21 protein-coding genes and 3 pseudogenes are annotated in these 22983 nt (G+C 59.4%); 14 read left to right on the top strand and 10 right to left on the bottom strand.

The window, feature by feature from the left end; translation table 11 throughout:
• The first annotated feature begins 62 nt into the window (after positions 1-62).
• The 7 genes from ABDX87_RS18035 (at position 63) to ABDX87_RS18005 (ending at position 5429) form a co-directional block, all read left to right on the top strand.
• The gene (locus tag ABDX87_RS18035) at positions 63-1001 is read left to right on the top strand and encodes a LysR family transcriptional regulator (RefSeq protein WP_346829100.1); all 939 of its coding nucleotides are present in this window, start codon (positions 63-65) and stop codon (positions 999-1001) included.
• Positions 1002-1121: 120 nt separating this feature from the next.
• Positions 1122-1679, top strand: coding sequence for a hypothetical protein (locus ABDX87_RS18030; RefSeq protein WP_346829099.1), 558 nt, complete (start codon positions 1122-1124; stop codon positions 1677-1679).
• Positions 1680-2091: 412 nt separating this feature from the next.
• The gene (locus ABDX87_RS18025) at positions 2092-2451 is read left to right on the top strand and encodes a hypothetical protein (RefSeq protein ID WP_346829098.1); all 360 of its coding nucleotides are present in this window, start codon (positions 2092-2094) and stop codon (positions 2449-2451) included.
• A gap of 18 nt (positions 2452-2469) precedes the next feature.
• Positions 2470-2730 carry a hypothetical protein gene (locus ABDX87_RS18020; protein WP_346829097.1) on the top strand — a complete coding sequence of 87 codons (261 nt, stop codon included), beginning with the start codon at positions 2470-2472 and terminating at the stop codon, positions 2728-2730.
• Between the two features lie 292 nt (positions 2731-3022).
• Positions 3023-3388, top strand: coding sequence for a hypothetical protein (locus ABDX87_RS18015; RefSeq protein WP_346829096.1), 366 nt, complete (start codon positions 3023-3025; stop codon positions 3386-3388).
• A gap of 141 nt (positions 3389-3529) precedes the next feature.
• Positions 3530-4420: a KPN_02809 family neutral zinc metallopeptidase gene (gene ypfJ / locus ABDX87_RS18010; RefSeq protein ID WP_346829095.1), complete on the top strand. Its 891-nt coding sequence runs from the start codon at positions 3530-3532 to the stop codon at positions 4418-4420.
• Between the two features lie 4 nt (positions 4421-4424).
• On the top strand, positions 4425-5429 hold the full coding sequence (locus ABDX87_RS18005) for an alpha/beta hydrolase (RefSeq protein WP_346829094.1): 1005 nt from the start codon (positions 4425-4427) through the stop codon (positions 5427-5429).
• Positions 5430-5791: 362 nt separating this feature from the next.
• Here the strand turns inward: ABDX87_RS18005 and ABDX87_RS18000 are convergent, their stop codons facing one another.
• The 3 genes from ABDX87_RS18000 to ABDX87_RS17990 all read right to left on the bottom strand — a co-directional run bounded on the left by ABDX87_RS18000 (position 5792) and on the right by ABDX87_RS17990 (position 7947).
• The gene (locus tag ABDX87_RS18000) at positions 5792-6391 is read right to left on the bottom strand and encodes an HAD family hydrolase (protein ID WP_346829093.1); all 600 of its coding nucleotides are present in this window, start codon (positions 6389-6391) and stop codon (positions 5792-5794) included.
• Positions 6388-7257 carry an acyl-CoA thioesterase II gene (gene tesB / locus ABDX87_RS17995; protein WP_346829092.1) on the bottom strand — a complete coding sequence of 290 codons (870 nt, stop codon included), beginning with the start codon at positions 7255-7257 and terminating at the stop codon, positions 6388-6390. The genes ABDX87_RS18000 and tesB overlap by 4 nt, the downstream gene beginning before the upstream one ends.
• A gap of 126 nt (positions 7258-7383) precedes the next feature.
• The gene (locus ABDX87_RS17990; protein WP_346829091.1) at positions 7384-7947 is read right to left on the bottom strand and encodes a GNAT family N-acetyltransferase; all 564 of its coding nucleotides are present in this window, start codon (positions 7945-7947) and stop codon (positions 7384-7386) included.
• Between the two features lie 128 nt (positions 7948-8075).
• On the opposite strand from ABDX87_RS17990, the gene ABDX87_RS17985 reads away from it, so the two are divergent.
• Positions 8076-8993: a histone deacetylase family protein gene (locus tag ABDX87_RS17985; RefSeq protein WP_346829090.1), complete on the top strand. Its 918-nt coding sequence runs from the start codon at positions 8076-8078 to the stop codon at positions 8991-8993.
• Between the two features lie 197 nt (positions 8994-9190).
• Entirely contained in the window at positions 9191-10426 is a 1236-nt protein-coding gene (locus tag ABDX87_RS17980; RefSeq protein WP_346833555.1) for a TIGR03862 family flavoprotein, read from the top strand.
• A gap of 40 nt (positions 10427-10466) precedes the next feature.
• Here ABDX87_RS17980 and ABDX87_RS17975 read toward each other — a convergent pair whose 3' ends face one another.
• Positions 10467-11648 carry an acyltransferase family protein gene (locus ABDX87_RS17975; RefSeq protein WP_346829089.1) on the bottom strand — a complete coding sequence of 394 codons (1182 nt, stop codon included), beginning with the start codon at positions 11646-11648 and terminating at the stop codon, positions 10467-10469.
• Positions 11649-11906: 258 nt separating this feature from the next.
• Positions 11907-12482 carry a reactive chlorine resistance membrane protein RclC gene (rclC, locus tag ABDX87_RS17970; protein WP_346829088.1) on the bottom strand — a complete coding sequence of 192 codons (576 nt, stop codon included), beginning with the start codon at positions 12480-12482 and terminating at the stop codon, positions 11907-11909.
• A 263-nt stretch (positions 12483-12745) separates the two neighbouring features.
• Here rclC and ABDX87_RS17965 point away from each other — a divergent pair, with 263 nt between their 5' ends.
• The 4 genes and pseudogenes from ABDX87_RS17965 (at position 12746) to ABDX87_RS17955 (ending at position 16200) form a co-directional block, all read left to right on the top strand.
• Positions 12746-13054, top strand: a complete 309-nt coding sequence (locus ABDX87_RS17965) for a hypothetical protein (RefSeq protein ID WP_346829087.1) — start codon at positions 12746-12748, stop codon at positions 13052-13054.
• Between the two features lie 244 nt (positions 13055-13298).
• A pseudogene (locus tag ABDX87_RS29260) lies at positions 13299-14096 on the top strand (methyl-accepting chemotaxis protein); the annotation flags it as partial.
• 57 nt (positions 14097-14153) lie between these two features.
• Positions 14154-15221: pseudogene (locus tag ABDX87_RS29255) on the top strand (methyl-accepting chemotaxis protein); the annotation flags it as partial.
• A gap of 187 nt (positions 15222-15408) precedes the next feature.
• On the top strand, positions 15409-16200 hold the full coding sequence (locus tag ABDX87_RS17955) for a substrate-binding domain-containing protein (protein ID WP_346829085.1): 792 nt from the start codon (positions 15409-15411) through the stop codon (positions 16198-16200).
• A 53-nt stretch (positions 16201-16253) separates the two neighbouring features.
• On the opposite strand, the pseudogene ABDX87_RS17950 reads toward ABDX87_RS17955, so the two are convergent.
• Positions 16254-16729 (bottom strand): annotated as a pseudogene (locus tag ABDX87_RS17950) (metallophosphoesterase family protein).
• A gap of 3 nt (positions 16730-16732) precedes the next feature.
• Positions 16733-17938, bottom strand: a complete 1206-nt coding sequence (locus ABDX87_RS17945; protein WP_346829084.1) for an MFS transporter — start codon at positions 17936-17938, stop codon at positions 16733-16735.
• 273 nt (positions 17939-18211) lie between these two features.
• On the opposite strand from ABDX87_RS17945, the gene ABDX87_RS17940 reads away from it, so the two are divergent.
• The gene (locus ABDX87_RS17940; protein WP_346829083.1) at positions 18212-19228 is read left to right on the top strand and encodes a LacI family DNA-binding transcriptional regulator; all 1017 of its coding nucleotides are present in this window, start codon (positions 18212-18214) and stop codon (positions 19226-19228) included.
• A 109-nt stretch (positions 19229-19337) separates the two neighbouring features.
• Here the strand turns inward: ABDX87_RS17940 and ABDX87_RS17935 are convergent, their stop codons facing one another.
• The 3 genes from ABDX87_RS17935 to ABDX87_RS17925 form a co-directional block, all read right to left on the bottom strand.
• Positions 19338-20075, bottom strand: a complete 738-nt coding sequence (locus tag ABDX87_RS17935; RefSeq protein ID WP_346829082.1) for an SDR family oxidoreductase — start codon at positions 20073-20075, stop codon at positions 19338-19340.
• 2 nt (positions 20076-20077) lie between these two features.
• Positions 20078-21610, bottom strand: coding sequence for an FGGY-family carbohydrate kinase (locus tag ABDX87_RS17930; RefSeq protein ID WP_346829081.1), 1533 nt, complete (start codon positions 21608-21610; stop codon positions 20078-20080).
• Positions 21611-21831: 221 nt separating this feature from the next.
• Entirely contained in the window at positions 21832-22917 is a 1086-nt protein-coding gene (locus tag ABDX87_RS17925) for an alcohol dehydrogenase catalytic domain-containing protein (RefSeq protein ID WP_346829080.1), read from the bottom strand.
• Positions 22918-22983 lie beyond the last annotated feature (66 nt).

Below are 22983 nucleotides of genomic sequence, written 5' to 3'. Positions count from 1 at the left end.
ATGCTGGAAATGCCCTGCAGTTCTTGTCAGGCTCGCCGCAGTCTTTCACGCGAGCCAATCCCATGACCAAGATTCCCGAGGCCAATGTTATCCACAGCCGCCTGCGCTTGCGCCAGTTGCGGCTGATGCTGGCCTTGCAGGAATTCGGCTCGCTGCGTCGCGCCGCCGACAACATCGGCATGACCCAACCGGCGGCCACCAAGATGCTGCACGAAGCCGAGGATCTGCTCGGGGTCGAACTGTTCGAGCGCCTGCCACGCGGCATGCGCCCGACACCGTTCGGCGAGACGGTCATCTACTATGCGCGCATGGTCTTCGCCGAGTTGAGCGGCATGCGCGAGGAACTGGTGGCGCTGGAGTCGGGCAATCTGGGGCGTGTGGCGGTCGGTGCAATTCCTGCACTGGCGTCGGGTTTGCTGACCCGCACCATCGCCAACCTCAAACAGAGCCATCCGCGCCTGTCGATGAGCATTCAGGTCGACACCAGTGACGTCCTTGTCCAGGCATTGCTTCAGGACCAGCTCGACGTGGTGTTGGGCCGGATTCCCGGTGGCGCGCGCGCCGAAGAATTGCTGTTCGACAGCCTGGGCGAAGAAGAACTGTGTGTGATTGCCGGCGCGAAAAATCCATTGGTTCACGCAAAGGACCTGAGCTGGTCGGCGCTGCAAAGTGAAACCTGGGTACTGCAACAACACCCAAGCCCAATGCGCGCGATCGTCAATCAGGTGTTCCATAATGCGCGAGTCGACATCCCCAACAGCATCGTCGAAACCACCTCGATCATGACCCTGCTCTCACTCGTGCAGCAGACCGACATGCTCGGCATCACCCCGGTGTCGGTGGTCGAAGATTACGCCGGTCGCGACCTGCTGGCGGTCCTGCCGATCAGCTTCGAAGCGCGCCTGCCGCCGTACGGCTTGATCACGCGTCGTCATCGCATCCAGTCGTCGGCGATGCAGGCGTTCATCAATTCGGTGAAGGCTGAGCAGGGTGATGCGTAGGACGTTTCCCCTCACACAAGTAGGGAGGTTCTGAATCTTCTGAAAGCGCGTCTCAGCGCATCGTAAGTACCCTGCCCTTTTCCCTATCCTGCCCCGCTCGCATTCTTCAGGGACAGGAAAATGGCCGTCGGCAGCAAGCCTTATGTGTTCATCAACGATCAGTTCCAGCACTACCCCACCCTCAAATCGAACGTAAGTGGTGGCGCAAAATTCGACGCGCTCAATGCCTACATTCGCAACACCATGGTCATGCCCGGCCAGCTCATCGTGGTCGGCGACGAATCGACCCCAAAGATCTCGGCCGAAGAAGCCGAAATGGTGCGCCTCGCCTACGGCACTCACCACGCCCTGTTCCAGAATCAGGCCAGGGCCGATGGCGACATCATCAAGAATTACGACCTGCTGCAGCAGATGCTTGGTTACGGATCGCTGGGCCTGGGTTCAGCCTCCGGAAGCTGGAACACGCACCTCAAAGGCGTGGAAACCACAATGGAAAACATCGAGCGGCTTTATCGACTGTCCCTCAAACGCGGCACTCCCATCGCGCGCCAGGAATTTATCAACCAGCGCAAAGTGCTCTTCGCCCAACTCGACACCCAGCTGGAAGGCATCGCCCGCTGGGGCACGGGGATGCACAACAAGGGTTCGATCAAGAAGATGCTGGGGATATCGACGTAAAGCTACCTGCACACCCAGGAGCTTCGCGGGTATTCGCAGCGGCTGGGTCACATTGCCAAGGCGTCGAAATTGCTGCGGGCGGGAACACCGGTTGGGATTGGGTTGAATGCGTGGTCCACGCATCTGGAAATAGAAGAGGCTTGTTCGCTGGGTCGTGAAGAGGTGTGTACCCGGGCGAAGTTTGTAGAAGGGGCGAAACTGGTCGGCGGAGTAAGCGCGGGATATTTTGGTGGGGCGCTGGGTACGTCCGCCGCTACATTTGCCTGTTTTCTGGTACTTGGAGCTTTAAGCGGACCAGGAGCCTTGGCCTGCATGATTGTAGGGGCAGCTGCTGGGGGATATGGCGGCGGGGTATTGGGGGAGATGGGGGGAGAGATGATGGGCACCAAGCTTTATGAATGGAGGCCAAACAGTGAACGTTGACCCAGTTTGGTGGGTATTCCTAGTGTTCGGCAGCGTACTAATCAACATGGGGATGATGATCCTTTTCCTGTATACCAAACTCGAGAAGGCCGAAGAGTTGCTGCACGATGTTGAGTTTATCGGTTGGTATAAAAACACCTTCGGATCAAGCCTGATCGGTAGACAAGCGAGGATGAACGCAATATCGATGGTGGTCATGATGCCAGGAGTCATGCAAAACCGCGGCGAAGTTTCCCAGGAAGCCTATCAGCGGTTACCCGCTTCACTCATAAAACAAGTGAGAGCGCTTTTTGTATTTGCGCTCTTCAACGGCATGGGAATGGTCGGGCTTTATTTCTTCATTTACTGAGCATCTGCAGGGGCAGGAGTGGCGCTGAAGACGATGGAAATTGAAATATGGTGGGCATTCGTCAACATGGGCAGCGTGCTGATCAAAATTTTTTTAATAATCCTGTTTCTGTACACCAGACTTGAAAAAGCTGAATGCCTTTTGAGCGATGGGAAGTTCATCTGCTGGTACAGAAATTTCTTCGGCACTAGTCTCATCGGCAGGCAGGCGAGGCTCAACGCCTTATCAATGGTTGTCTTCATGCCGGAATTGCTGCAAAAGCGCGGAGAACTTTTATGAGAGGCCTATCTGCGGCTTCCCTATTCGCTGGTCGCGCATATACGTGCGCTGTATGTGATGGCCTTTTTAAACTGCCTGGGGATGATAGGGTTTTATTTTCTAGTTGATTGAGCCTTTCTTGGGAAAGGCATTCGGCACCTAACTATTCCGTGCGCCCCCTCCATTGGTCCCAGCAGCCAATCATGTCGGGACCTCAAACGGAAGGGTTTAGCGCAATTGGATGCGCCGGAGGTTTGCCTGATTAGGAGAGCGGAGAGCACTTCGGTGAAATATTCTACGAATGGAGGCCGTAATGCCGCTTCTTGTTGTTCTGGCTTTGATCTGGCTGATTTCCTCATGGATCAATCTCGCGGTGATGGCTCGGTTTGCCTACAAACATATCGACGCTCTTGAACACTCTTTGTCCGATTGCCAAGGCGTCACGAACACCAGAAACCTGTGGCAAGGAGGCATGGTGGGTCGACACATGCGGCTCAGCATCATCTTCGCAATCATGTACATGCCACGAATTATGTATCGGCGAGGTGACATCACCGAAAATGCTCACCTCAATATCCCGGCCGATCTGAGAAGGCGGATGTGGGCCATTCACACTTGGCTTGTCATAAATTGCATTTTCTTGGCAGCATTGTGTTACGCCATTAAAAGCTCTCGATAATTATCAGGTTCAGAGAGTCATCGGCTATCCCCGAGCGCTCGCTGAACCATTCCCCGCTCCGCCCCCTCTTAGTCCCAACAGTCAGACGCCGTACCTCCCTCGCCGTCTACACTTCCTACACGACTAAAAGAGGATTCCCCCATGCTCTGGAAAAAAGGACGTCGCAGTGACAACGTCGTCGACGCGCGCGACGACACTGGAGGTGGTGGTGGCGGAATGCGCATCGGGGGCAAGGGCCTGGGCATCGGCGGGATCGTGATCATTGTCGCCATCGGCCTGTTGACCGGGCAGGACCCGATGCAGATTCTCGGGCAGATCACCGGTCAGGTGGGCACGCAGCAGACCTCGGCGGTCAATCCGCAAACGCGGCAGGCGCCGCCCGCCAATGACGAGCAGGCGGATTTCGTGCGGGCGATCCTAGGGGACACCGAGGACACTTGGGGGCAGATCTTTCAACAAGGCGGTCGGCAGTATAAAAATCCGACCCTGATCCTGTTCCGTGGGCAGGTCCAGTCGGCCTGCGGCTACGCGACCTCGGCCAGCGGGCCGTTTTATTGCCCCGGCGATCAGCGGGTTTACCTGGACATGGATTTCTTCCGGGAAATGACGCAAAGGTTCAAAGCGGCAGGGGATTTCGCTCAGGCTTACGTGATTGCACATGAAGTTGGCCATCATGTGCAGACCTTGCTAGGGGTTTCAGCTAAAGTTGACGCCGCCCGCCAGCGTGGCATGCGCATGGAAGGTGACAACGGTCTGTTGGTGCGTCAGGAGCTGCAAGCTGACTGCCTGGCCGGTGTTTGGGCCGCTAACGCACAAAAGCGTTTGAACTGGCTTGAGCCCGGTGATATTGAAGAGGCGCTGAACGCCGCCAACGCCATTGGCGATGACCGCTTGCAGCAACAGAGCCAAGGACGTGTAGTGCCGGACTCGTTTACCCACGGGACGTCTGCCCAGCGCGTGCGCTGGTTCAAGGCAGGTTTTGCCCAAGGACAACTCAACCAATGCGATACATTCGCCGCCAAGAGCCTCTGATCACATGATGAAACCGCTTTCGATCCTGTTGTTGGGCACCCTGATGAGCGTCACGGCTCATGCTGCGGATCAGGCGGTCAAATCCATCAGCCCCGACCGGCTGCTGATCAATGGAACGTCCCAGGCCACACTGGGACTGAGCCAGAGCTGGGTGCGCCCCAGCCCGCAGATCCAGCGGGTGGTCATCGTCTTTCACGGGCGCCTGCGCAACGCGCAGACTTATCTGCGCAGCGTCGAGCGCGCGGCGAACCAGTCCAAGCAGCGGTCCAGAACCCTGCTGATCGCGCCGCAGTTTCTCGATGAGAAAGACATCGCCGCTCACCATTTGCCGGACACGATCCTGCGCTGGCACGGCAATGACTGGATGGCAGGTGAAAAATCACTCGGCTCCAAGTCAACCGGCGTCAAGCCGATCAGCTCGTTCGTGGTCATCGACCACATCCTCAAGCGTTTAAGCGACAGCAAACTGTTTCCGAACCTGAAAGAAATCGTGATCGCCGGGCATTCCGGCGGCGCGCAAGTGGTGCAGCGCTACGCGCTGATTGGCGGGAAGGAGGACGTGTTGTTGAAGAAGGAAGGCATAAAGCTGCGCTACGTGATCGCCAACCCGTCGTCCTACGCGTATTTCGACGCCACGCGCCCAATGCCGGTCGATGCGGCGACGTGCCCGACGTTCGACACCTGGAAGTACGGCTTGAACAAACTGCCCGCCTACGCGGACAAGGAAAGCGCCGCTGAGCTGGAAGCGGGCTATGTGAAACGCGATATCACGTATCTGCTGGGCGAACTGGATACCGACCCGAACCATCCGGCGCTGGACAAGGATTGCGGCGCAGAAGCACAAGGGCCGAACCGGTTGACGCGTGGGCATAACTACTTCGATTACCTGACCAAGCGCCATCCGGAAGGCTTGAACCAGCGCCTGATCGAGGTGAAAGGCGTCGGCCATAACGGCGACGGGATGTTCACTTCACCTGAAGGCCAGGCGGCGCTGTTCAAGGGGAATTGACAGTCCCAGCCGATCTGAAGGTCATCTACGTTGTGGGAGCCGGCTCGGTGCGCGCCGCGTTCGGACGAAAGCGTCGTATCAGTCAATGTCACTGTGACTGACACAGCGCATTCGTCCGAAGTGCGGCCCATACCCTCGTAACCTCGGACGTCTCCCACAGGTCCCGCGTCGAAGCGCATGTTGATCGTACCCACGCTCGGCGTGGGCATGCAGGTTCTGACGCTCTGCGTCTACTGGATCTCTGGTGCACCTCATATCGGTGGTGCCGACTCTCTGGCGGAAGCGTCGTATCAGTCAATGTCACTTAGACTGACACACCGTATTCGTCCGAACGCGGCCCGCACCAAGCCGGCTTGAACAGGTCACGCGTTCAACGCGAGCATCTCCCGCAACACCCCACAATCATCCGCATGCCAGTCGGTGAGTTCCGGCCACGGATTCTCCGGCAGGTTGACCAGCACCGTGTAAGTGCCTGCGGCCTTCCCGCAGGCCATGTCGAACTGGTAATCGCCGACCATCACCATCTGCGAGGGCTCGACGTTCCAGGCCTCGGCCAGTTTCAGCAATCCGCCCGGATCAGGTTTGGGCTGCGCTTCATCGCGGCCCAGCACGTCTTCCACGTTGAAACAGTCGGCAATGCCAATCGCCTCCAGCGTGATATGCGCCAGTTCTCGCGCATTGCGGGTGAGGATGCCCAGTCGATAACCGCGTCCGGCCAGTTCCCGGACCAGCTCGACGGCTCCTGGCGCAGGTTTCGACGCCACGGCGAGCTCGCGCTCATGTTCCAGCAACCACGCATGTTTCTGCGCGGCAACGTCCGCCGGCAATGCCGCCAGATGACCAAGAATGTCGTCTTCCTGCGGGATATCCAGGGCCCGTTTGATGGCGGGAAAATCATGCACGGCGATAGTCAGGGTGCCGTCCATGTCGAACACCCAGTGACGCAGGTGCGAGAGGCTCACGACCAGTCCTTGCGATGGCGAATCAGGCCTTCCTGACTGACCGACGCAACGAGCTTACCCGCCCGGTTGTAGACACTGCCACGCGAGAAGCCACGCGAGTTGCCCGCCCAGGGACTGTCCATGGCATACAGCAGCCAGTCATCGGCCCGCAGCTCACCGTGGAACCACAGCGAATGGTCGAGGCTGGCGATCTGCATATCTTTCTGCCAGACCGTCTTGCCGTGAGGCAGCAGCGAGGTGGTGAGCAGATTGAAGTCGGACGCATAAGCGAGCATGTACTTGTGCAACGCCGGGATGTCCGGGAGCGTGCCGTCGGCGCGGAACCAGACGTACTTCACCGGATCGGTCGGCTGGGGGTTGTACGGGTCGGACTCCGTCATCGGTCGAAACTCGATGGGTTTGGGGCACAGCAACTTGTCTTTCATGTGCGCGGGAATCAGGTGCTCGCGCTGACGCATCAGTTCGACTTCGGACGGCAGGTTTTCCGGGCCGACCACCTGAGGCATCTGGCTCTGGTGTTCGAACCCTTCTTCGTCGTACTGGAACGACGCACTGCAGGTAAAAATGGGCTGGCCTTTCTGGATGGCCGTCACGCGGCGGGTGCTGAAACTGCCGCCGTCGCGCACGCGATCAACCTGGTAGACGACCGGCAGATGGGCATCGCCGGGACGCAGAAAATAGCCGTGCAGCGAATGAACATGGCGCTCGTCTTCGACCGTCTTGCTAGCGGCAGACAGCGATTGGCCCAGCACCTGACCACCAAACAGCTGGCGGAAACCAAGGTCCTGGCTGCGCCCACGGAAGAGGTTTTCTTCGATCGGTTCCAGGCTCAACAGCGACACCAGATCATCCAGCACATGGCTCATTCGGGGCTCCTCGCACACAGTCGTCACACACCATTCATTGCACAAACCGCCCACAAAGGCCGAAGAGCGGCAGTCATGGGTCGGTGGGCGAGATGATACAGGTGTTTGTAGCCCGATTCCCACGAATCACAAGGTCGCCAGCCACTGCTGGCGGTTGATGCGATAGAGCACGTGAGGCCTCAGCGGATGGCCTTCGGGCAGGTTCGGGTGATCGAAATCATCGACCGGATTGTTCTGCATGCCGATGGCTTGCATGACCTTCTGCGACGGCAGATTGCTGACCGCCGTGAATGACACGATTTCATCCAGCTCGACATGCTCGAACCCGCAGCCCAGCACGGTCCAGGCGGCTTCACTGGCATACCCCAGGCCCCAGTGCTCGCGGGCCAGGCGCCAGCCGATCTCCACCGCCGGGGTGAACGCGGCGTCGAAACCCACCACATTCAGACCGGTGAAACCGATGAACTCCCCGGTGTCCTTACGCTCCAGCGCCCACAGGCCAAAGCCGTATTCCGCGAAATGCCCCCGCACGCGACCGATCATCTTGGCGCTTTCGAGCCGTGTGAGCGGCGCAGGAAAATACCGCATCACCTGTGGATCCGCGCACATGTGTGCAAAGGCTGGCAAATCATCATCTCGCCACTGACGCATCAACAAGCGTGCGCTGTTGAGCTCAAGTATCGGCTCCATTGAACATCTCCCCTGCCCCGCACCTCAAAGTGTTCACCAGTCTTCACCACGACGGCGCTCAGCCAAATCGCTGTGCGGTCGCGGCCATAACTGGCAAGATTCCCCGTCGAACCCTACGCGTACGCACTATGTCCCTGCCGCTTATCTATCACGAAGACTACAGTCCGGCGTTCCCGCCCGACCATCGTTTCCCGATGGACAAATTCCGTCTGCTGCACGACCACCTTATTGACAGCGGACTGACCACGGATGCTCAGTTATTCCGTCCAGAGGTCTGCCCGGACGACATTCTCGCGCTTGCCCATGACCCTTCGTATATCCGGCGCTACATGGACGGCGACTTGTCGCGCGAAGATCAGCGTCGTCTGGGCCTGCCCTGGAGCGAAGACCTGGCCCGACGGACCGTGCGCGCCGTCGGCGGATCGTTGCTGACCGCCGAGAAGGCGTTGCAGCACGGTCTGGCCTGTCACCTGGCGGGCGGCACCCATCACGCGCATTACGATTATCCCGCAGGATTTTGCATCTTCAACGACCTGGCGATCATCAGCCATTACCTGCTGCAAAGCGGTCGGGTCGACCGGGTATTGATCTTCGACTGTGACGTCCATCAAGGCGATGGTACGGCGCGCATTCTTGAACACACCGACGACGCGATCACCGTTTCGCTGCATTGCGAAAAAAACTTCCCCGCGCGCAAGGCCCGGAGTGATTGGGACATTCCGCTGCCAATGGGCATGGGCGACGACGACTACCTGAAAGTAGTCGATGACACGCTCAATTACCTGCTGCCGCTGTATCGACCCGACTTGGTGCTGTATGACGCAGGAGTCGATGTGCACAAGGATGATGCGCTGGGTTACCTGCAACTGACTGACGACGGCGTGGCGCGTCGGGATGAAGCCGTGATGCGCCATTGTCTGGGCCGAGACATCCCGGTGATGGGCGTGATCGGAGGCGGGTACAGCAAGGATCGCGAAGCCCTGGCGCGTCGGCACGGGATTCTGCATCACAGCGCGCAGCGGGTGTGGATGTCGGAGGGGCTGTAGAGAATGAGCGAACGGGGTTACCCACATCCACTGTGGAACCGCCTGTGGATAACCTGAGCGCAACGCAACGGACGCCATACAGCGCAAGGCGTTGCGAGGGCTGTACGTTTTTTGCTCAATAGTTGTCCACAGGCCGTTCGTTTGCCATGCACCTCGGTTAGAATGCGCGCCCCACGTCAACGATCCGCGCCTTGCCCATGACTTCAGACACGTCCTCCCCTGCCCACACTGTCGCCATCATCGGCGGCGGCCCTGCCGGTCTGATGGCGGCCGAAGTGCTGAGCCAGGCGGGCTTCAAGGTCGATCTGTACGACGCCATGCCGTCGGTGGGTCGCAAGTTTCTGCTGGCCGGCGTGGGCGGGATGAACATCACTCACTCCGAGGCCTACCCGGCGTTTCTGTCGCGCTATGCCGAACGCGCCCCGATGATCGCCCCGCTGCTGCGAGGCTTTGGTGCCGAGGCGTTGTGCGAATGGATTCACGGACTGGGCATTCAGACGTTCGTGGGCAGTTCTGGCCGCGTGTTCCCGACGGACATGAAAGCCGCGCCGCTGCTGCGCGCCTGGCTCAAGCGCCTGCGCGACGCAGGCGTCGTTATCCACAACCGTCACCGCTGGCTGGGCTGGAATGCCGACAACAGCCTGCGCATGGCGCACCCGGAAGGTGAATTGATCCTTCAGCCAGCGGCGACCTTGCTCGCATTGGGTGGCGCCAGTTGGGCACGCCTCGGCTCCGATGGCGCGTGGTTGCCGTTACTGGAGGAACGCGGCGTGCCCGTCGCGCCGTTGCAAGCGGCGAACTGCGGTTTTGAGGTCTCGGCCTGGAGCGACCTGTTGCGCGACAAGTTTGCAGGCGCGCCACTCAAGAACATCGCCATCGGCCTGCAAGGGCAACCTCTGCGGCTGGGCGAATGCGTGCTCACCCGGACCGGTGTCGAAGGCAGCTTGATTTACGCGCTGTCGGCGCAGATTCGTGAGGCGATCAATCAACAGGGCTTGGCCACGGTGGAAATTGATCTGCTGCCGGGGAAAAGTCTGACCGATGTGCAGAAAGCGTTAAGCAAGCCACGTGGCGCTCGCTCGATGTCCAAGCATTTGCACAGTCAGCTCGGCATCGAAGGCGTGAAGGCGGCATTGTTACGTGAGTTGGCGCCCGCCGAGGCATTCGCTGATCCGGCGCGGCTGGCCAAGGCCATGAAGCTGTTGCCGCTGACGCTGATCAAACCCCGCCCGTTGGACGAAGCGATCAGCACGGCGGGTGGCGTTCCCTTCGAGGCCCTCGACGAGCGCCTCATGCTCAAACCTTTGCCGGGCGTGTTCTGTGCCGGGGAAATGCTCGATTGGGAAGCCCCTACCGGCGGCTATCTGCTCACCGCGTGCTTCGCCAGCGGCCGCGCGGCAGGCCTGGGGATGGTGGAATGGTTGCGCGGTTGAACGGCTCATCACACCCGCAGGCGCGCTGAGCTCTCAATCCTCACGCCACTCGGTCAACTCGCGGCTCCATCGCAGGGACTGACTCCGGCTTGTCCAACGGCGTTCTGGCCTTTGCCGAGCCGCCGACCACGCGCTTGCCGAGTTCGTAGCCTTTCATCTCGACGTATTTGTGCGCAAAGCCCGCGATCACGACGCACACCACGGCAACCGCCACTACGAAGAGGTTGTTGGCGAGCATTGACCCTGTGTCCATGAATCGCTGACCGTCGATCATCGGCGCCAGCTCCAGGCCCGTGACTTTCTGCGCCACGATGAACACTGTCGAGAGGCAGAACAGGAACGCTGCGTGGGTCATGTAAATCGAATACGACAGTTTGCCCAGCAGGACGAATACGCCGGTCTTCAACAGCGCAGACACCAGACCACCTTCGAACGCGAACAGCAGCACCAACCCGCAAAACGTCAGGCTGCCAACGGGCGAGCGATAGTCGAAGTCGTTCATCACGATCCAGTAGGTCGCGTACATCATCGCGCACTCCAGAATCGTCATCAGCCAGGGCCGGGGCACGAACTTGTCCCGGATGAGCAGGTACACCACGTAGGTGATGTTGCCGGCAAAGAAGCAGGACAACCCGAGCATGGCCCGCTCGACCAGCGGCTCGTTTCCCGAAAAGATCAGCGCAAAGGCCGTCAGCGATATCGCGGCGAACAACAGGAAGCGGTTTTTCATGGAGAACATGCACAGGGCACCGAACAGCATGTAGATGTAAAACTCGATGCTGATGGTCCAGGACGGGTAGTTGAACGACATGGTTTCCGTCAGCGTAGTCCAGGCCTGAACCAGGAACAGGTTGGGCAGGATTTCCTTCGGCGCGAAAAGCCCGGTAAACGGAACGTTATTGAGGTAGAAGCCCTTGTTGTAGGCGATCCAGCGAACCGTCTCGAACAGGATGAACACGGCCAGCATCAACAGGTGCAGCGGATAGAGGCGAAAAACTCGGGAAATGAAGAAGGATTTGAATGAAAGGTTCGGCTTCATGCCGTAGGTGTGAGCAAGAACAAAGCCACTGAGGACAAAGAAGAAATTAAGCAGTACCTCGTCTCGTCGGAAGAACGGCAGCTGGATGAACGTGTCGACCACATGCAGATGGAAGAACACGACCAGCAATGCGCAAACACCTCTGAAACTGTCGAGTGTGGTAAATCGCTGAACAGGTTTCATAACGCAACTTCCATACTGGTTAGAAGACCGCCACCCTTGGCGGAGACTGAAGCCAGTACACGGTATTTTGTTCCGCTCAACCTCGACAGTTGAAATATTTCATCCCTGATACAGTCGAGGGAGAGAAAGTTGACGCCAGCGTTTGAGGAGTCTGATCGTCAAGTCTTGCGCGAACCTGATGGTCAACGCTTCGTCAGATCGCTCGACGAAATGCTGACGCCATCAGGCCCGCCAACGTAGTTTTCAGCGTCAGTCATCTCACCGTTTGACCGGCGCCTGCAGCAGCTGGCGCGCCGAGTCGGCGATCATCATCACGGCGCCCGCAAGCATCAGCACATCCTTGAGCACCAGGCGGCCTCCGCCGGAGAGGTAGGGGAATCCATAGTCGGCATCGCCAAGATTGGAAACCCAGGCTTCGGGTGTCGTGAAGAGAAACGAAAGGGTCACGATGGGCGTCAGGAAGGCGAGGACCGAACCCACCATGCCCAGACGGCGAGAGAAGCCATATGACAGCACCAGCAAGCCGATCAGGATCTCGACAGTGCCCAACCCGTCGGAGAACGCGTAGGTGTTGTTGCTAACCTGCCATTCGCGTTTGACCGGGTCGAGCTGGCCTTCATGGGTCAGGTGTTCCTTGTACTCGTGCGGGTGTTCATAAAAGAACGACATCACCGGGCTGTTGGCTACGAACGGGGTGATGCTGTCGGCCTCGTAGGGCACGAACTTCAATGCACCGATCCAGATAAAGATGATGGCGACGCCGATCCTGATCAGATGGATGCCGAGTTTGTCGAGGCGGGAAGCCTTTTGCAGCAGGGTATTGAGCGTGAGCATGGCGTTGAGCCCTCTGTGATATTCAGTAGGCTCAAGGTTAAGGAGACGCGAATCGCAGGGTACGTGCGATCCGCTCAAGCTTTTGCGTGATCGTCTCAAACCGGGCCGAGGGTGCCCCGCCTTCTTTATTTGCCCGACCAGCCCATCCAACTATCAACCACAGCGATGATCGCTACCAATGCGATTGACTTCTTAATAATCCAGCGCGGCGTAACATTGCCTCCATACCGAGTTAATCACTAACGAGTTCTGGAGCAACCACCATGAAAACCAACACACTGATCTTTGGCCTGGCCTTCTCCGTACTGGCAAGCAGCGCATTTGCCCTGCCCGCTGTCGATGCCAGCCAGCACCTTAATGCACCAGTCGTTGCCGAAAACGGTTCTGACCATACCAACATGGGTCGTGTTGCTGCTGATGGCGCTGACCGCGTCGGTGCAAACCGCGTTGCTGCTGATGGCGCTGACCGCGTCGGTGCGAACCGCGTTGCTGAAAACGGTTCCGACCACACCAACATGGGCCGCATCGCTGCCGATGGCGCCGATCACGTAGGTGCAAGCCGCCTGAGCTGATTCCCGCTCTGCTCCTTCCCAGCCCGGCCTTCGCCGGGCTTGATTGTTTCTGGTCCTGGAAAAAGCCCCGCATCACCTTCCTCGCGTTCTACCTCGCCTGAAAAAACCGACGTCGTTTTCAGACATTTCTTTCAGATTTTCCAGATCCGGCCGATGCATTCGTACATCTGAATGTTTCGCTGGCCGTCATAACAACAACCTTCCAGCTAATGACTTCAAAAAATTGATACTCGGGAGAATTGTGATGAAGAGCTGGTTCGCCAACATCAGCGTCAATATGAAGCTGGCCCTCGGGTTCGGTGTCGTACTCGTTTTTACTGCCTTGCTTGCACTGATTGGCTGGAACAGCCTGGGCAACATGACCTACCGCAGTGATCGCGTGGCCGATATCACCAAGCTCGGCTACAAACTCACCGACCTGCGCGTGACCCGTCTGCAATACATGCTTAGCAACGGCGATGAGGCCGTCGCACAAACCGTGCAGACTGCCCTCGACGCCTACAAGGCCCAACAGCAATACCTGCAGACCACCTTCAGCAACCCGCTGAACGTACCCACGATCAAAGCGTTGGGCGATCAGATCAGTGCTTATCAAAACTCGCTGAACAAGATGCGCGATGGCTACCGAACCAGCGCCAAGGTACGCGCCGACATGGGCGTCGATGCCGTCAAGGCGGCCGAGCTGATCGCTGCGATCAACGATGACGTGATGAAGCTGGACCCGACCGACGAACGTCGCTTCGAGCAGTACCAGACCATCATCAAGGCCAAGGAAGACGTGATGCTGGTGCGCTACGAAGTGCGCGGCTACACCGGTAACGTCACGGCCAAGACAGAAGAAGCGGCGACTCGTCAGTTGTCTGCCGCCATCAGCGGCCTTGAGCAGCTCAACTCGACATTTGGCGGTACGCAAGCCGACCGTTTGAAACAACTCGAAGCGTCGTTGATCGGCTACCGCACCTCGGTTCAAGGCTTCAAGTCAGCCACCGACAACATCAACGCAGCGCGCGCCGAGATGACCGAAGAGCAAGCCCAAATCATCAAACTGAGCCAGCAACTGATCGACATTCAGAACACGCTGGGCGAGTCCGATGTTCACGAGGCGCGCACGTTGCAAATCGGCGGCACCCTGCTGGCGCTGATCTTCGGTGCCCTGGCAGCACTGCTCATTACTCGCCAGATCACCGGCCCGTTGCAGGAAACCCTGACGGTCGTCGACCGCATCGCATCAGGCGATCTGTCGCACGACATGATCATCACTCGCAAGGATGAACTGGGCGTGCTGCAGCACGGCATTCAGCGCATGGGCACCACCCTGCGTGAACTGATCGGCGGTATCCGTGACAGCGTCACGCAAATCGCCAGCGCCGCCGAAGAACTGTCTGCGGTCACCGAGCAAACCAGCGCTGGCGTCAACAGCCAGAAGGTAGAGACCGACCAGGTCGCCACCGCGATGCATGAAATGTCTGCCACCGTTCACGAAGTAGCGCGCAACGCCGAACAGGCGTCGGTCGCGGCCTCCGATGCCGACAAGCAGGCCCGTGATGGCGATAAGGTCGTGGGCGAAGCGATTGCACAGATTGAAAAACTGGCCAGCGAAGTGGTCCGCTCCACGGACGCGATGAGCGTTCTGGAACAGGAAAGCGACAAGATCGGCAAGGTGATGGACGTGATCAAGGCCGTTGCCGAACAGACCAACCTGCTGGCGCTCAATGCCGCGATCGAAGCGGCCCGCGCGGGCGAAGCCGGCCGTGGATTTGCGGTCGTGGCCGATGAAGTCCGCGGGCTGGCGCAACGCACCCAGCAATCCACCGAAGAAATCGAAGGCCTGGTTGCCGCCCTGCAGAACGGCACACGTCAGGTCTCGGACATCATGCTCAGCAGTCGCAACCTCACCGACAGCAGCGTGGCGCTGACCCGCAAGGCCGGTACCTCACTGGAAAACATCACCCACACCGTGTCGAACATTCAGGCGATGAACCAGCAGATCGCCGCTGCGGCCGAGCAGCAAAGCTCGGTGGCCGAAGAAATCAGCCGCAGTATCCTCAACGTCCGCGACGTCTCCGAGCAGACTGCCGCCGCCAGTGAAGAAACCGCCGCGTCCAGCGTCGAACTGGCCCGTCTGGGCAACCAGTTGCAGATGCTGGTCAGCCACTTCAAGGTGTAAACCGGAAAAAAGGCCGCGCCGGGTCAACCACTCGGCGCGGCCTTTTTTTACTGAACCCAGTGTGGCAAATGGCGTCTGTGAATCCGAGGTCGCAAGAAAGGGATTTACTCAGCGCACATTTGCCACATACTGCCCGCGCTGTTTTTATTTCCTCAGATTCACCTCTAACAACGCCAGGTTCATCTTCATGAAAAAAATCCTGCCTTACCTGCTGAGCGCCGCCATCACCTTCATTCCTGCGGCTTTTACCCATGCCGCAACGGCCACAGCCCCCGTTCAACTGATCGTTTTGAGCTCCGGCGGCATCATGGGCGCCTTCAAGGCCGTGACCCCGGATTACGAACAACGCGTGGGCGTCAAACTGCAAGGTGAAGTGGCGCCGTCAATGGGCGCAACCCCGCAGGCCATCCCCAATCGCCTAGCGCGTCAGGAGCCTGCCGATGTCGTGCTGATGGTGGGTGCCGCTCTGGACAAGCTGATCAAAGACGGCAAGGTCGATCCGAAAACCCGCGTCGATCTGGGCAAATCCTACATCGCCATGGCTGTCCGTCACGGCGCGCCGCACCCTGATATCAGTACCATGGACGCTTTCAAACAGACCCTGCTCGACGCCAAGAGCATCGCGTATTCCGACAGCGCCAGCGGCGTTTACCTGTCACGCGTTCTGTTCAACCAAATGCACATCGCCGACCGTATCCAGAGCAAGAGCCACATGATCCCCGCCGAGCCCGTAGGTGAAGTGGTTGCGCGTGGGGACGCCGAGATCGGCTTTCAACAATTGAGCGAATTGAAGCCGGTGGACGGGATCGACATCATCGGTCTGATCCCTGATCAGGCCCAGCAGATGACCCTGTATTCCGCAGGCGTCGTGACCAAGAGCAAACATCCGGAGCAAGCCAAACAGTTCCTGGAGTTCCTGAGCTCGTCGGCGGCAGCGCCTGCGATCAAGGCCAGCGGGCTGGACCCGATTGCGAAGTAGGGCCTTCGCAAATCCCTGTGGGTGTGAGCATGCTCACGCCGACAACGGGCATTTCAACTCAGGTTCAACTCGATCAACTCGCCTCGCACATCGACCCCGTCGATGTGCAGTATCCCGACCGTGATCGGCAACTTGAAACGCCGTGGACCGGCGCTGCCCGGGTTGATGAACAGCACGCCCTGTCGCATCTGCTGCAACGGCTTATGGGAATGCCCGGTCACCACCACGCTGACCTCAGACGGCAATGGGTCTGGCACGTCTGCCAGGATGTGGGTGACGTAGATCGCCAGGTCGCCAGGTCGCCAATCCTCAGGATGGCTTCATACGGCACCTCCGATGCCCAGGCATCGTCGGTGTCGTTGTTGCCTCGCACCACCGTCAGCGGCGCAACATCTCTCAACGCGTCCAGAATTTCCGGCTTGCCGATGTCGCCACCATGGATCAGGTAATCACAGCCGCGCAACGCGTCCAGCGCCTGCGGACGCAGCAGGCCGTGGGTGTCTGAAATGAGGCCGACCTTGATCGTCATCGGTCAGCTTCCTGCCGATGAAACGGCCGCTTGCCGGGCCTGCACCCGCTTCATGCTGAACATCGCCAGCAAGGCGACCAGCGCCACCAGCGAAGCGAAGAACTCGCCAACATGAGGCAAGCCGAACGCCTGCACGCTGAAGCCGACCGCCACCACCGGCACCGAAATCGACACGTAGAGCACCACGAAGAATGCGGAGGTCACAGCGGCCTTCTGATCAGGCGGACTGCTCGCCGTCACCGCGCCCATGCCTGAGCGCAGGATCATGCCCTGCCCGATCCCCGCGAGCAGGCCGGCGAGAATGAGCAGCAGCAATTGGGCGGTGGCGATGCTCACGCCCAGAGAGATCATGCCCAGCATCAAGCCCACGCAACCCAGGTTCATGTGCTGGGTTTTGGGAAGCCACTGCAACGACGCCTGACCCACGATCGATGCCACGAAGAACAAACCGATCACTGCACCGATCACCAGTCCGCCCCGCTCCTCCATGATGTGAATCATCACCGACGGCACCATGCTGGTGAACAATCCCGCAACACTGAAACCCGCCAGGCCAGCAATGGACGCAGAAATGAAAACACCGCGAACCGAGACCGGGACCGAGGGTTTCTGAATGCCCAGCTTCAATTGCGCCGGACGCTTTACGGTCTCGCGAATCACGGCAATGCCCAGCGCAGCCAGCAGTAACATCGCGAGGTGCACGTAGAAAATCAGGTGCAACGGATCGTCGATGTACTGCGAAGTGAACCCGGCCAGCAAAGGCCCGAGTCCCAACCCCAGCATGTTCGCGGCGGTCGCCATCAACGTGGCGTTCTTCCAGGCTTTGGGCGCCAGCTCAATCACCGCCACTGTCGCCGTACCGGTCATGATGCCGGCCGAAAACCCTGAGAACAGTCGCCCGATCAGCAAGCCGCCGATCGAATCGGTGCACAGGAATATCACCGCGCTGATCGCCCCCATCGACAACCCGGCAAGCAGCATCGGCCGCCGCCCCAACTGATCCGACCAACTCCCGACGGCCAGCAACGCAGCGATCACGCCTGCCGCATAAATGGAAAAAATGATCGTCAGCCAACTGGCATCGAAACCCAGCCGTTGCTGATAAATCGCATACAACGGTGTCGGCAGCGTCGTGCCGACCATCGCGATCAACAACGCGGCGGCTGCAATGAAGAAGTCGCGCGAAGAAGGTGAAGCGGGCAAGGTCATGAATCCTCCAGACCAATAAACGGACACACATTATTGGCCGATTGCGTACAAAACGTTGGAAAAGTTTCTCCGGCCAATGGACCCCAGCGAGAACCGTTGTGTTCGACTCAACGGCCCGGCATCTGCTCAAAGCCACGGAGTATGGCGATGAAAACGTTAACATTACCCGTCGTGAGAGCACCGCTTTCGCCCCGCCTCGTGCTAGCCTTGCGCAATCCTGCAACGATGCGGCGTCCCCGCTCGTTGTCCCGTTCCAAGGTCCCCCGAAGTCCAATGAGCAAAAAAACGCCCGTCACCATTTCCGACATCGCCCGCCGCGTGAACATGACGCCGGTCACCGTTTCCCGTGCGTTGAACAAACCCGACCTGGTCAAGCCGGCCACGCTCGCGCGCATTCTGGAAGTGGCTCAGGAACTGGACTATGTGCCCAACGCGTTCGCCCGGAGCCTCAAGCGCAGCGAGAGCATGATCATCGGCGTGATCACGGCGTCGGTGGACAACCCGTTTTACAGCGAGATGATCAAAGCGATTTCCCGCGAGGCAAAAAAGCACGGCTACACCATCATGCTGGTGGACACCGATGGCTCGGAAGAGCTTGAACGTAAGGCGGTCGACACGCTGCTCAGTTATCGCGTCGCGGGTATCGTACTGTCCCCGGTATCGGATGAACCTGAGTACCAGCCTGCTTACCTCAGTCGCCTCAGCAACGGCGAGATTCCTGTCGTGCAACTGGACCGCGCGATCCATGACAGCCCTTTCAGCCATGTGGTGCTGGACAACTATCACAGCGGTCTGAAAGGCGCGCGTTACCTGTTGTCGCAAAACCCGACAATGGAAAGGCTGCTGGTGTTGACGGGGCCGGCGCACTCGCGGATTTCCGAGGAGCGCCTCAAGGGCGTGACGGCGGCGCTCGCAGAGAGCGGCAAGCAGGTTCAACTGGATGTGTTTGCCGGTGATTACACCCTGGCGCCTTCGTACCAGAGCACGCTGGATTACCTGCTTGAACATTCCGTGCCCGATGCGATTTTTGGCTTTAACCAGTTGATCACGCTCGGGGCGATGAAGGCACTGCGTGATCGAAACATCCCTCACGAGAGCGTGCCCATCTGCGGCATCGACCGGTTGCCGTTCGCCGACATCTTCGGAATCCCCATCGCCTGCATCGCACACGACGCTTCGCGCGCAGGCAGCAGCGCCGTGACGCTGTTGCTGGAGCGGATTCAGGATCGGTATTTGCCGAAGGCGAAGGTGGTGATTGTGGGCGAGCTGGAAAATGGGGTGACTGGCTGATACAGAATCTGTAAGAGCGTGGCTTGTCCCGCGATGGCGATATATCTGGAACAAACGCGTCGCCTGACACGACACCTTCGCGGGCAAGCGTGCTCCTACAGATTGCACGCTATTTGCTGGTATATCCCCCATCAATCGGCAGTGACACACCGCTGATCATCGACGCAGCATCGCTCAACAGAAACAGAATCGGCGCCGCCACCTCAGAGGTTTCGGCGAAGCGTCCGAGCGGAATGGCCGCCAACGCAGGGTCGCGTTTGCTCGGCTCACTCCAGGCCATCTGCGCCATCGGGGTCAGGGTCACGGTAGGGTTGACGCTGTTGACGCGGATCCCGTACTTGCCCCATTCGCCACACTGCACACGGGTCATGGCGTCCATGGCGCCTTTGGACGCGCAATAACTCAGGTGATCGTCCAGAGCCACCAACGACGCCTGGCTTGAGACATTGACGATGCTGCCCTTCACACCGTCCCCGATCATCGCCTTGGCCACGCTGGCCGCCACTATTGCGGCCGCGCGCACGTTCACCGTCATGACCTGATCGAACGCCGAGGCGCTGACCTCGGTCGCCGCTTCCAGAATGGAGATGCCGGCGCAATTGACCAGGCCGTGCATCACCGGCAACTCCGCGAGTATCGAAGCCAGTTGCAGCTGATCGGCCATGTCCACGCGCAAGACCTCACAGCCCTGACTGGCCAGAGTGTCCAGTGCAGCCGCATCGCGTCCCATGGCATACACGCGGGCGCCTGCGCTGAGCAGTTGCTGCGTCACTTCCCAACCGATGCCGCTGCTGGCGCCGGTGACCAGCACACGGTGGCCGCTGAAATCAAAACGGGCAGTGTTCACATTCACGCTCCTTGCAAACGATGCATGATCGGTTTAAGCGCCGGATACAGCGCCACGTAATCGGCGAACAGGCGCGAATACAACGCGACGTTTTCCGCTTGGGGTTCTGCCCGGCGTTCCAGTTGAACCCAGCCTTTGTGTATCTGTGCTTCATCGACCAGCCCGACCGCATGAGCAGCCAGCAGCGCAGCGCCGAGGGCCGCCTCGACCTCTTGCACGATGGTGTAGACCGGAAAATTGGTGACATCGGCAATGATCTGCATCCACAGGTCCGAATGGCTCGCGCCACCGACCACGATCAACCGCGGGTCCAGCGACTGCGCGCCTTTGGTGCCGGCCTCGATGTTGTGGCGCAGCGCGTAGGTGACGCCCTCCAGCACCGCGCGGTAGAGGTGAATCCGCGTGTGATATAGGCTGAGGCCGACAAAGCTGCCGCTGGCTTTTGCGTCCCAGACCGGGCTGCGCTCGCCCATCAGGTAAGGCTGAAACAGCACCCCGTCGCTGCCCGCCGGAATCTGTGTCGCAGCGCGTTCAAGAATGACGTGGCTGTCTTCGCCGGTCTCCCGGCCCTGCTGCTCTTCGGCTTGGCAGAACTGCTCGCGAAACCAGCTGACAGAAGCGCCAGCAGTGATCGCCCCACCAAAAATGTAGAGGTCCTTGGCACCGTTGAAGACGTGGGGAAAACTGACCAGCCCATGCCGTGCATCGACCTGTTGATTGAGGTAACCCCAACACATGCTGGTGCCGATCATCGCGACGTGGTTGCCGGCTTGCGTGACGCCCGCAGCGAACGTCGCCATTGCGGCATCAACGCCGCCGCCGAGCACGGGTGTACCTGCCGACAGGCCCAGACGCTCGGCCCACTCGTTTACCAGGCCGCCGACCACGTCACCTGAATGAACCAGACGCTCGGGCATCATCGATTGCGGGATGCCCAGGGCGTCGAGCATTTCCGTCGACCAGCCACGCGCCTCGACGTCGTAAACGCCGCCGATATTGCCGGCCGAGCTGTGGTCGACCGCCACTTCGCCGGTCAGGCAGTAATTGATGTAGCTGTTGGGCGGCAGCAGGTAACGGGTTTCGTCCCAGAGATGCGGCTGTTTGTCCTTGAGCCAGAGCATTTTGGTGAAGCCATAATAGCTGTCCACCGAGTTGCCGGTGATGGCATGCAGGCGTTCCAGATCGACGTTCTGCCTGACCCACTCCACCTGGTCTTCCGCCCGTCGATCCATCCAGATCAGGCACGGGTAGAGCGGTTTGATCTGTGCATCGACCGCAATCCCGGAGCCGCCATACAGGCTGCTCACACACAGCGATTTGACGCTGTCCTTGGGCACCGCGCTTTTCTTCATGCAGGCGGCGACGCAGATTTCCACGGCGTCCAGCCACACCTGAGGCCATTGCTCGGCCCAGCGGGGTTTAGGGGTGTCGACCTTGTAGCTGTGACTGTGCTGCGCGACGATCCGGCCTTGAGCATCGACCAGCAATGCCTTGGTGCTCTGGGTGCCGATGTCGACCCCGATGACGTATTCCATCTTCGTGCGCTCTCTTGTTATTGGGTGTTTTACGACGGTCCGACGGTGCACTGCCACAGACCTGACATGCCACCTGTAGGAGCGTGGCTTGTCCCGCGATCGGCGACGGAGTCGTCGTAAATGCAAAAAACGCGGTATGACAGGAAGACCGCATTCTCAGGCTCTACGACGACTCCGTCGCCGGTCGCGGGACAAGCCGCGCTCCTACAGGGCCCGGCGCATCAACTCACCGGCTTGAGCAGCACCTTGATCGACTTGGTCGAGTTCGCCAGTTCGAAGGCCTCTGCATAATCGTCCAGACCGAAGTCGTGGGTGACGATGCCTTCTGAAGTCACCAGGCCACGTTCGAACAGGTCGATGGCGATCGGGTAGCAATACGGGCCGAGGTGGGCGCCGCGCACGTCCAGTTCCTTGCGGTCGCCGATGATCGACCAGTCGGCGCTGGTCTCGGCGCCGAACACGCTGAACTCGACGAAGCGACCCAGCTTGCGGATAAGATCCAGCCCTTGGGTCACACCCACCGGCACGCCCGTGGTTTCGATGTACACGTCGCAACCGTAGCCATCGGTCAGGCCGTTGATGATCTCTTTCGCGTTATCGCGACTCGGGTTGATCACCACGTCAGCGCCAAACTTCTTCGCCAACTCCAGGCGCTCGTCGACCATGTCAATGACCACCAGTTTCTTCGGTGTCTTCAGGGCCGCGACCTGCACCATGCACAGGCCCAGCGTGCCGGCACCGGCAATCACAAGTACGTCATCGAGCTGGATATCGCCACGGTTGACGGTGTGAATCGAGCACGCCATCGGCTCGATCAGCGCGGAGTCTTCCAGCGACACCGATTCAGGGATCTTGTGCACGATGGCGGTTTTCGGGATGCGCATGTACTGCGCCATGCCGCCCTCGGCGACGTCCTTCTGGAACCCGAAGATGTTGTGCACTTCGCACATCCAGTACTTGCCGGACTTGCAGAATTTGCACTTCTCGCACGGCACGATCTGCTCGGCGATGACCTTGTCGCCGACCTTCACACCGAAGTGCTCTTCAGCGCCCTCGCCCACCGAATCCACATACCCAAAGAACTCGTGACCCGGTACGACCGGCGCCTTGACCCACGGGCTTTCGCCGCCCCAGAACATCGCTGCGCCCGAATGGCATTTGCAGTCACTGGCGCAGATGCCGCACGCGCCGATGCGGATGACCAGCTCGTTGATGCGCGCAACCGGCTTGGTGATCTGCTCCAGACGGTAGTCCTTCGGGGCATGGCAGACGACGGCTTGCATGGTGGTTTTTGTGTTGTTTTCCATGTCGGGTTTCCTTGTGAGGCTGATTGGTGACCTGTAGGAGCGTGCTTGCCCGCGATGGCGTCATGT

It is taken from the genome of Pseudomonas abietaniphila, assembly GCF_039697315.1.
Taxonomy (GTDB): domain Bacteria; phylum Pseudomonadota; class Gammaproteobacteria; order Pseudomonadales; family Pseudomonadaceae; genus Aquipseudomonas; species Aquipseudomonas abietaniphila_B.
Note: the sequence above shows the minus strand (reverse complement) of the source record. Positions and strands in the feature narration are given on the sequence as shown.

Excerpts from the sequence above, each read along its gene's own strand:
- ABDX87_RS17945 (WP_346829084.1), bottom strand. The coding sequence starts at position 17,938 with ATGACCTTGCCCGCTTCACCTTCTTCGCGCGACTTCTTCATTGCAGCC.
- ABDX87_RS17930 (WP_346829081.1), bottom strand. The coding sequence starts at position 21,610 with ATGGAATACGTCATCGGGGTCGACATCGGCACCCAGAGCACCAAGGCA.
- ABDX87_RS17990 (WP_346829091.1), bottom strand. The coding sequence starts at position 7,947 with ATGGAGCCGATACTTGAGCTCAACAGCGCACGCTTGTTGATGCGTCAG.
- ABDX87_RS18005 (WP_346829094.1), top strand. The coding sequence starts at position 4,425 with ATGATGAAACCGCTTTCGATCCTGTTGTTGGGCACCCTGATGAGCGTC.
- ABDX87_RS17925 (WP_346829080.1), bottom strand. The coding sequence starts at position 22,917 with ATGGAAAACAACACAAAAACCACCATGCAAGCCGTCGTCTGCCATGCC.
- ABDX87_RS18035 (WP_346829100.1), top strand. The coding sequence starts at position 63 with ATGACCAAGATTCCCGAGGCCAATGTTATCCACAGCCGCCTGCGCTTG.
- rclC (WP_346829088.1), bottom strand. The coding sequence starts at position 12,482 with ATGCTCACGCTCAATACCCTGCTGCAAAAGGCTTCCCGCCTCGACAAA.
- ABDX87_RS17955 (WP_346829085.1), top strand. The coding sequence starts at position 15,409 with ATGAAAAAAATCCTGCCTTACCTGCTGAGCGCCGCCATCACCTTCATT.
- ABDX87_RS17985 (WP_346829090.1), top strand. The coding sequence starts at position 8,076 with ATGTCCCTGCCGCTTATCTATCACGAAGACTACAGTCCGGCGTTCCCG.
- tesB (WP_346829092.1), bottom strand. The coding sequence starts at position 7,257 with ATGAGCCATGTGCTGGATGATCTGGTGTCGCTGTTGAGCCTGGAACCG.
- ABDX87_RS17975 (WP_346829089.1), bottom strand. The coding sequence starts at position 11,648 with ATGAAACCTGTTCAGCGATTTACCACACTCGACAGTTTCAGAGGTGTT.
- ABDX87_RS17940 (WP_346829083.1), top strand. The coding sequence starts at position 18,212 with ATGAGCAAAAAAACGCCCGTCACCATTTCCGACATCGCCCGCCGCGTG.
- ABDX87_RS17980 (WP_346833555.1), top strand. The coding sequence starts at position 9,191 with ATGACTTCAGACACGTCCTCCCCTGCCCACACTGTCGCCATCATCGGC.
- ABDX87_RS17965 (WP_346829087.1), top strand. The coding sequence starts at position 12,746 with ATGAAAACCAACACACTGATCTTTGGCCTGGCCTTCTCCGTACTGGCA.
- ABDX87_RS18030 (WP_346829099.1), top strand. The coding sequence starts at position 1,122 with ATGGCCGTCGGCAGCAAGCCTTATGTGTTCATCAACGATCAGTTCCAG.
- ABDX87_RS18015 (WP_346829096.1), top strand. The coding sequence starts at position 3,023 with ATGCCGCTTCTTGTTGTTCTGGCTTTGATCTGGCTGATTTCCTCATGG.
- ypfJ (WP_346829095.1), top strand. The coding sequence starts at position 3,530 with ATGCTCTGGAAAAAAGGACGTCGCAGTGACAACGTCGTCGACGCGCGC.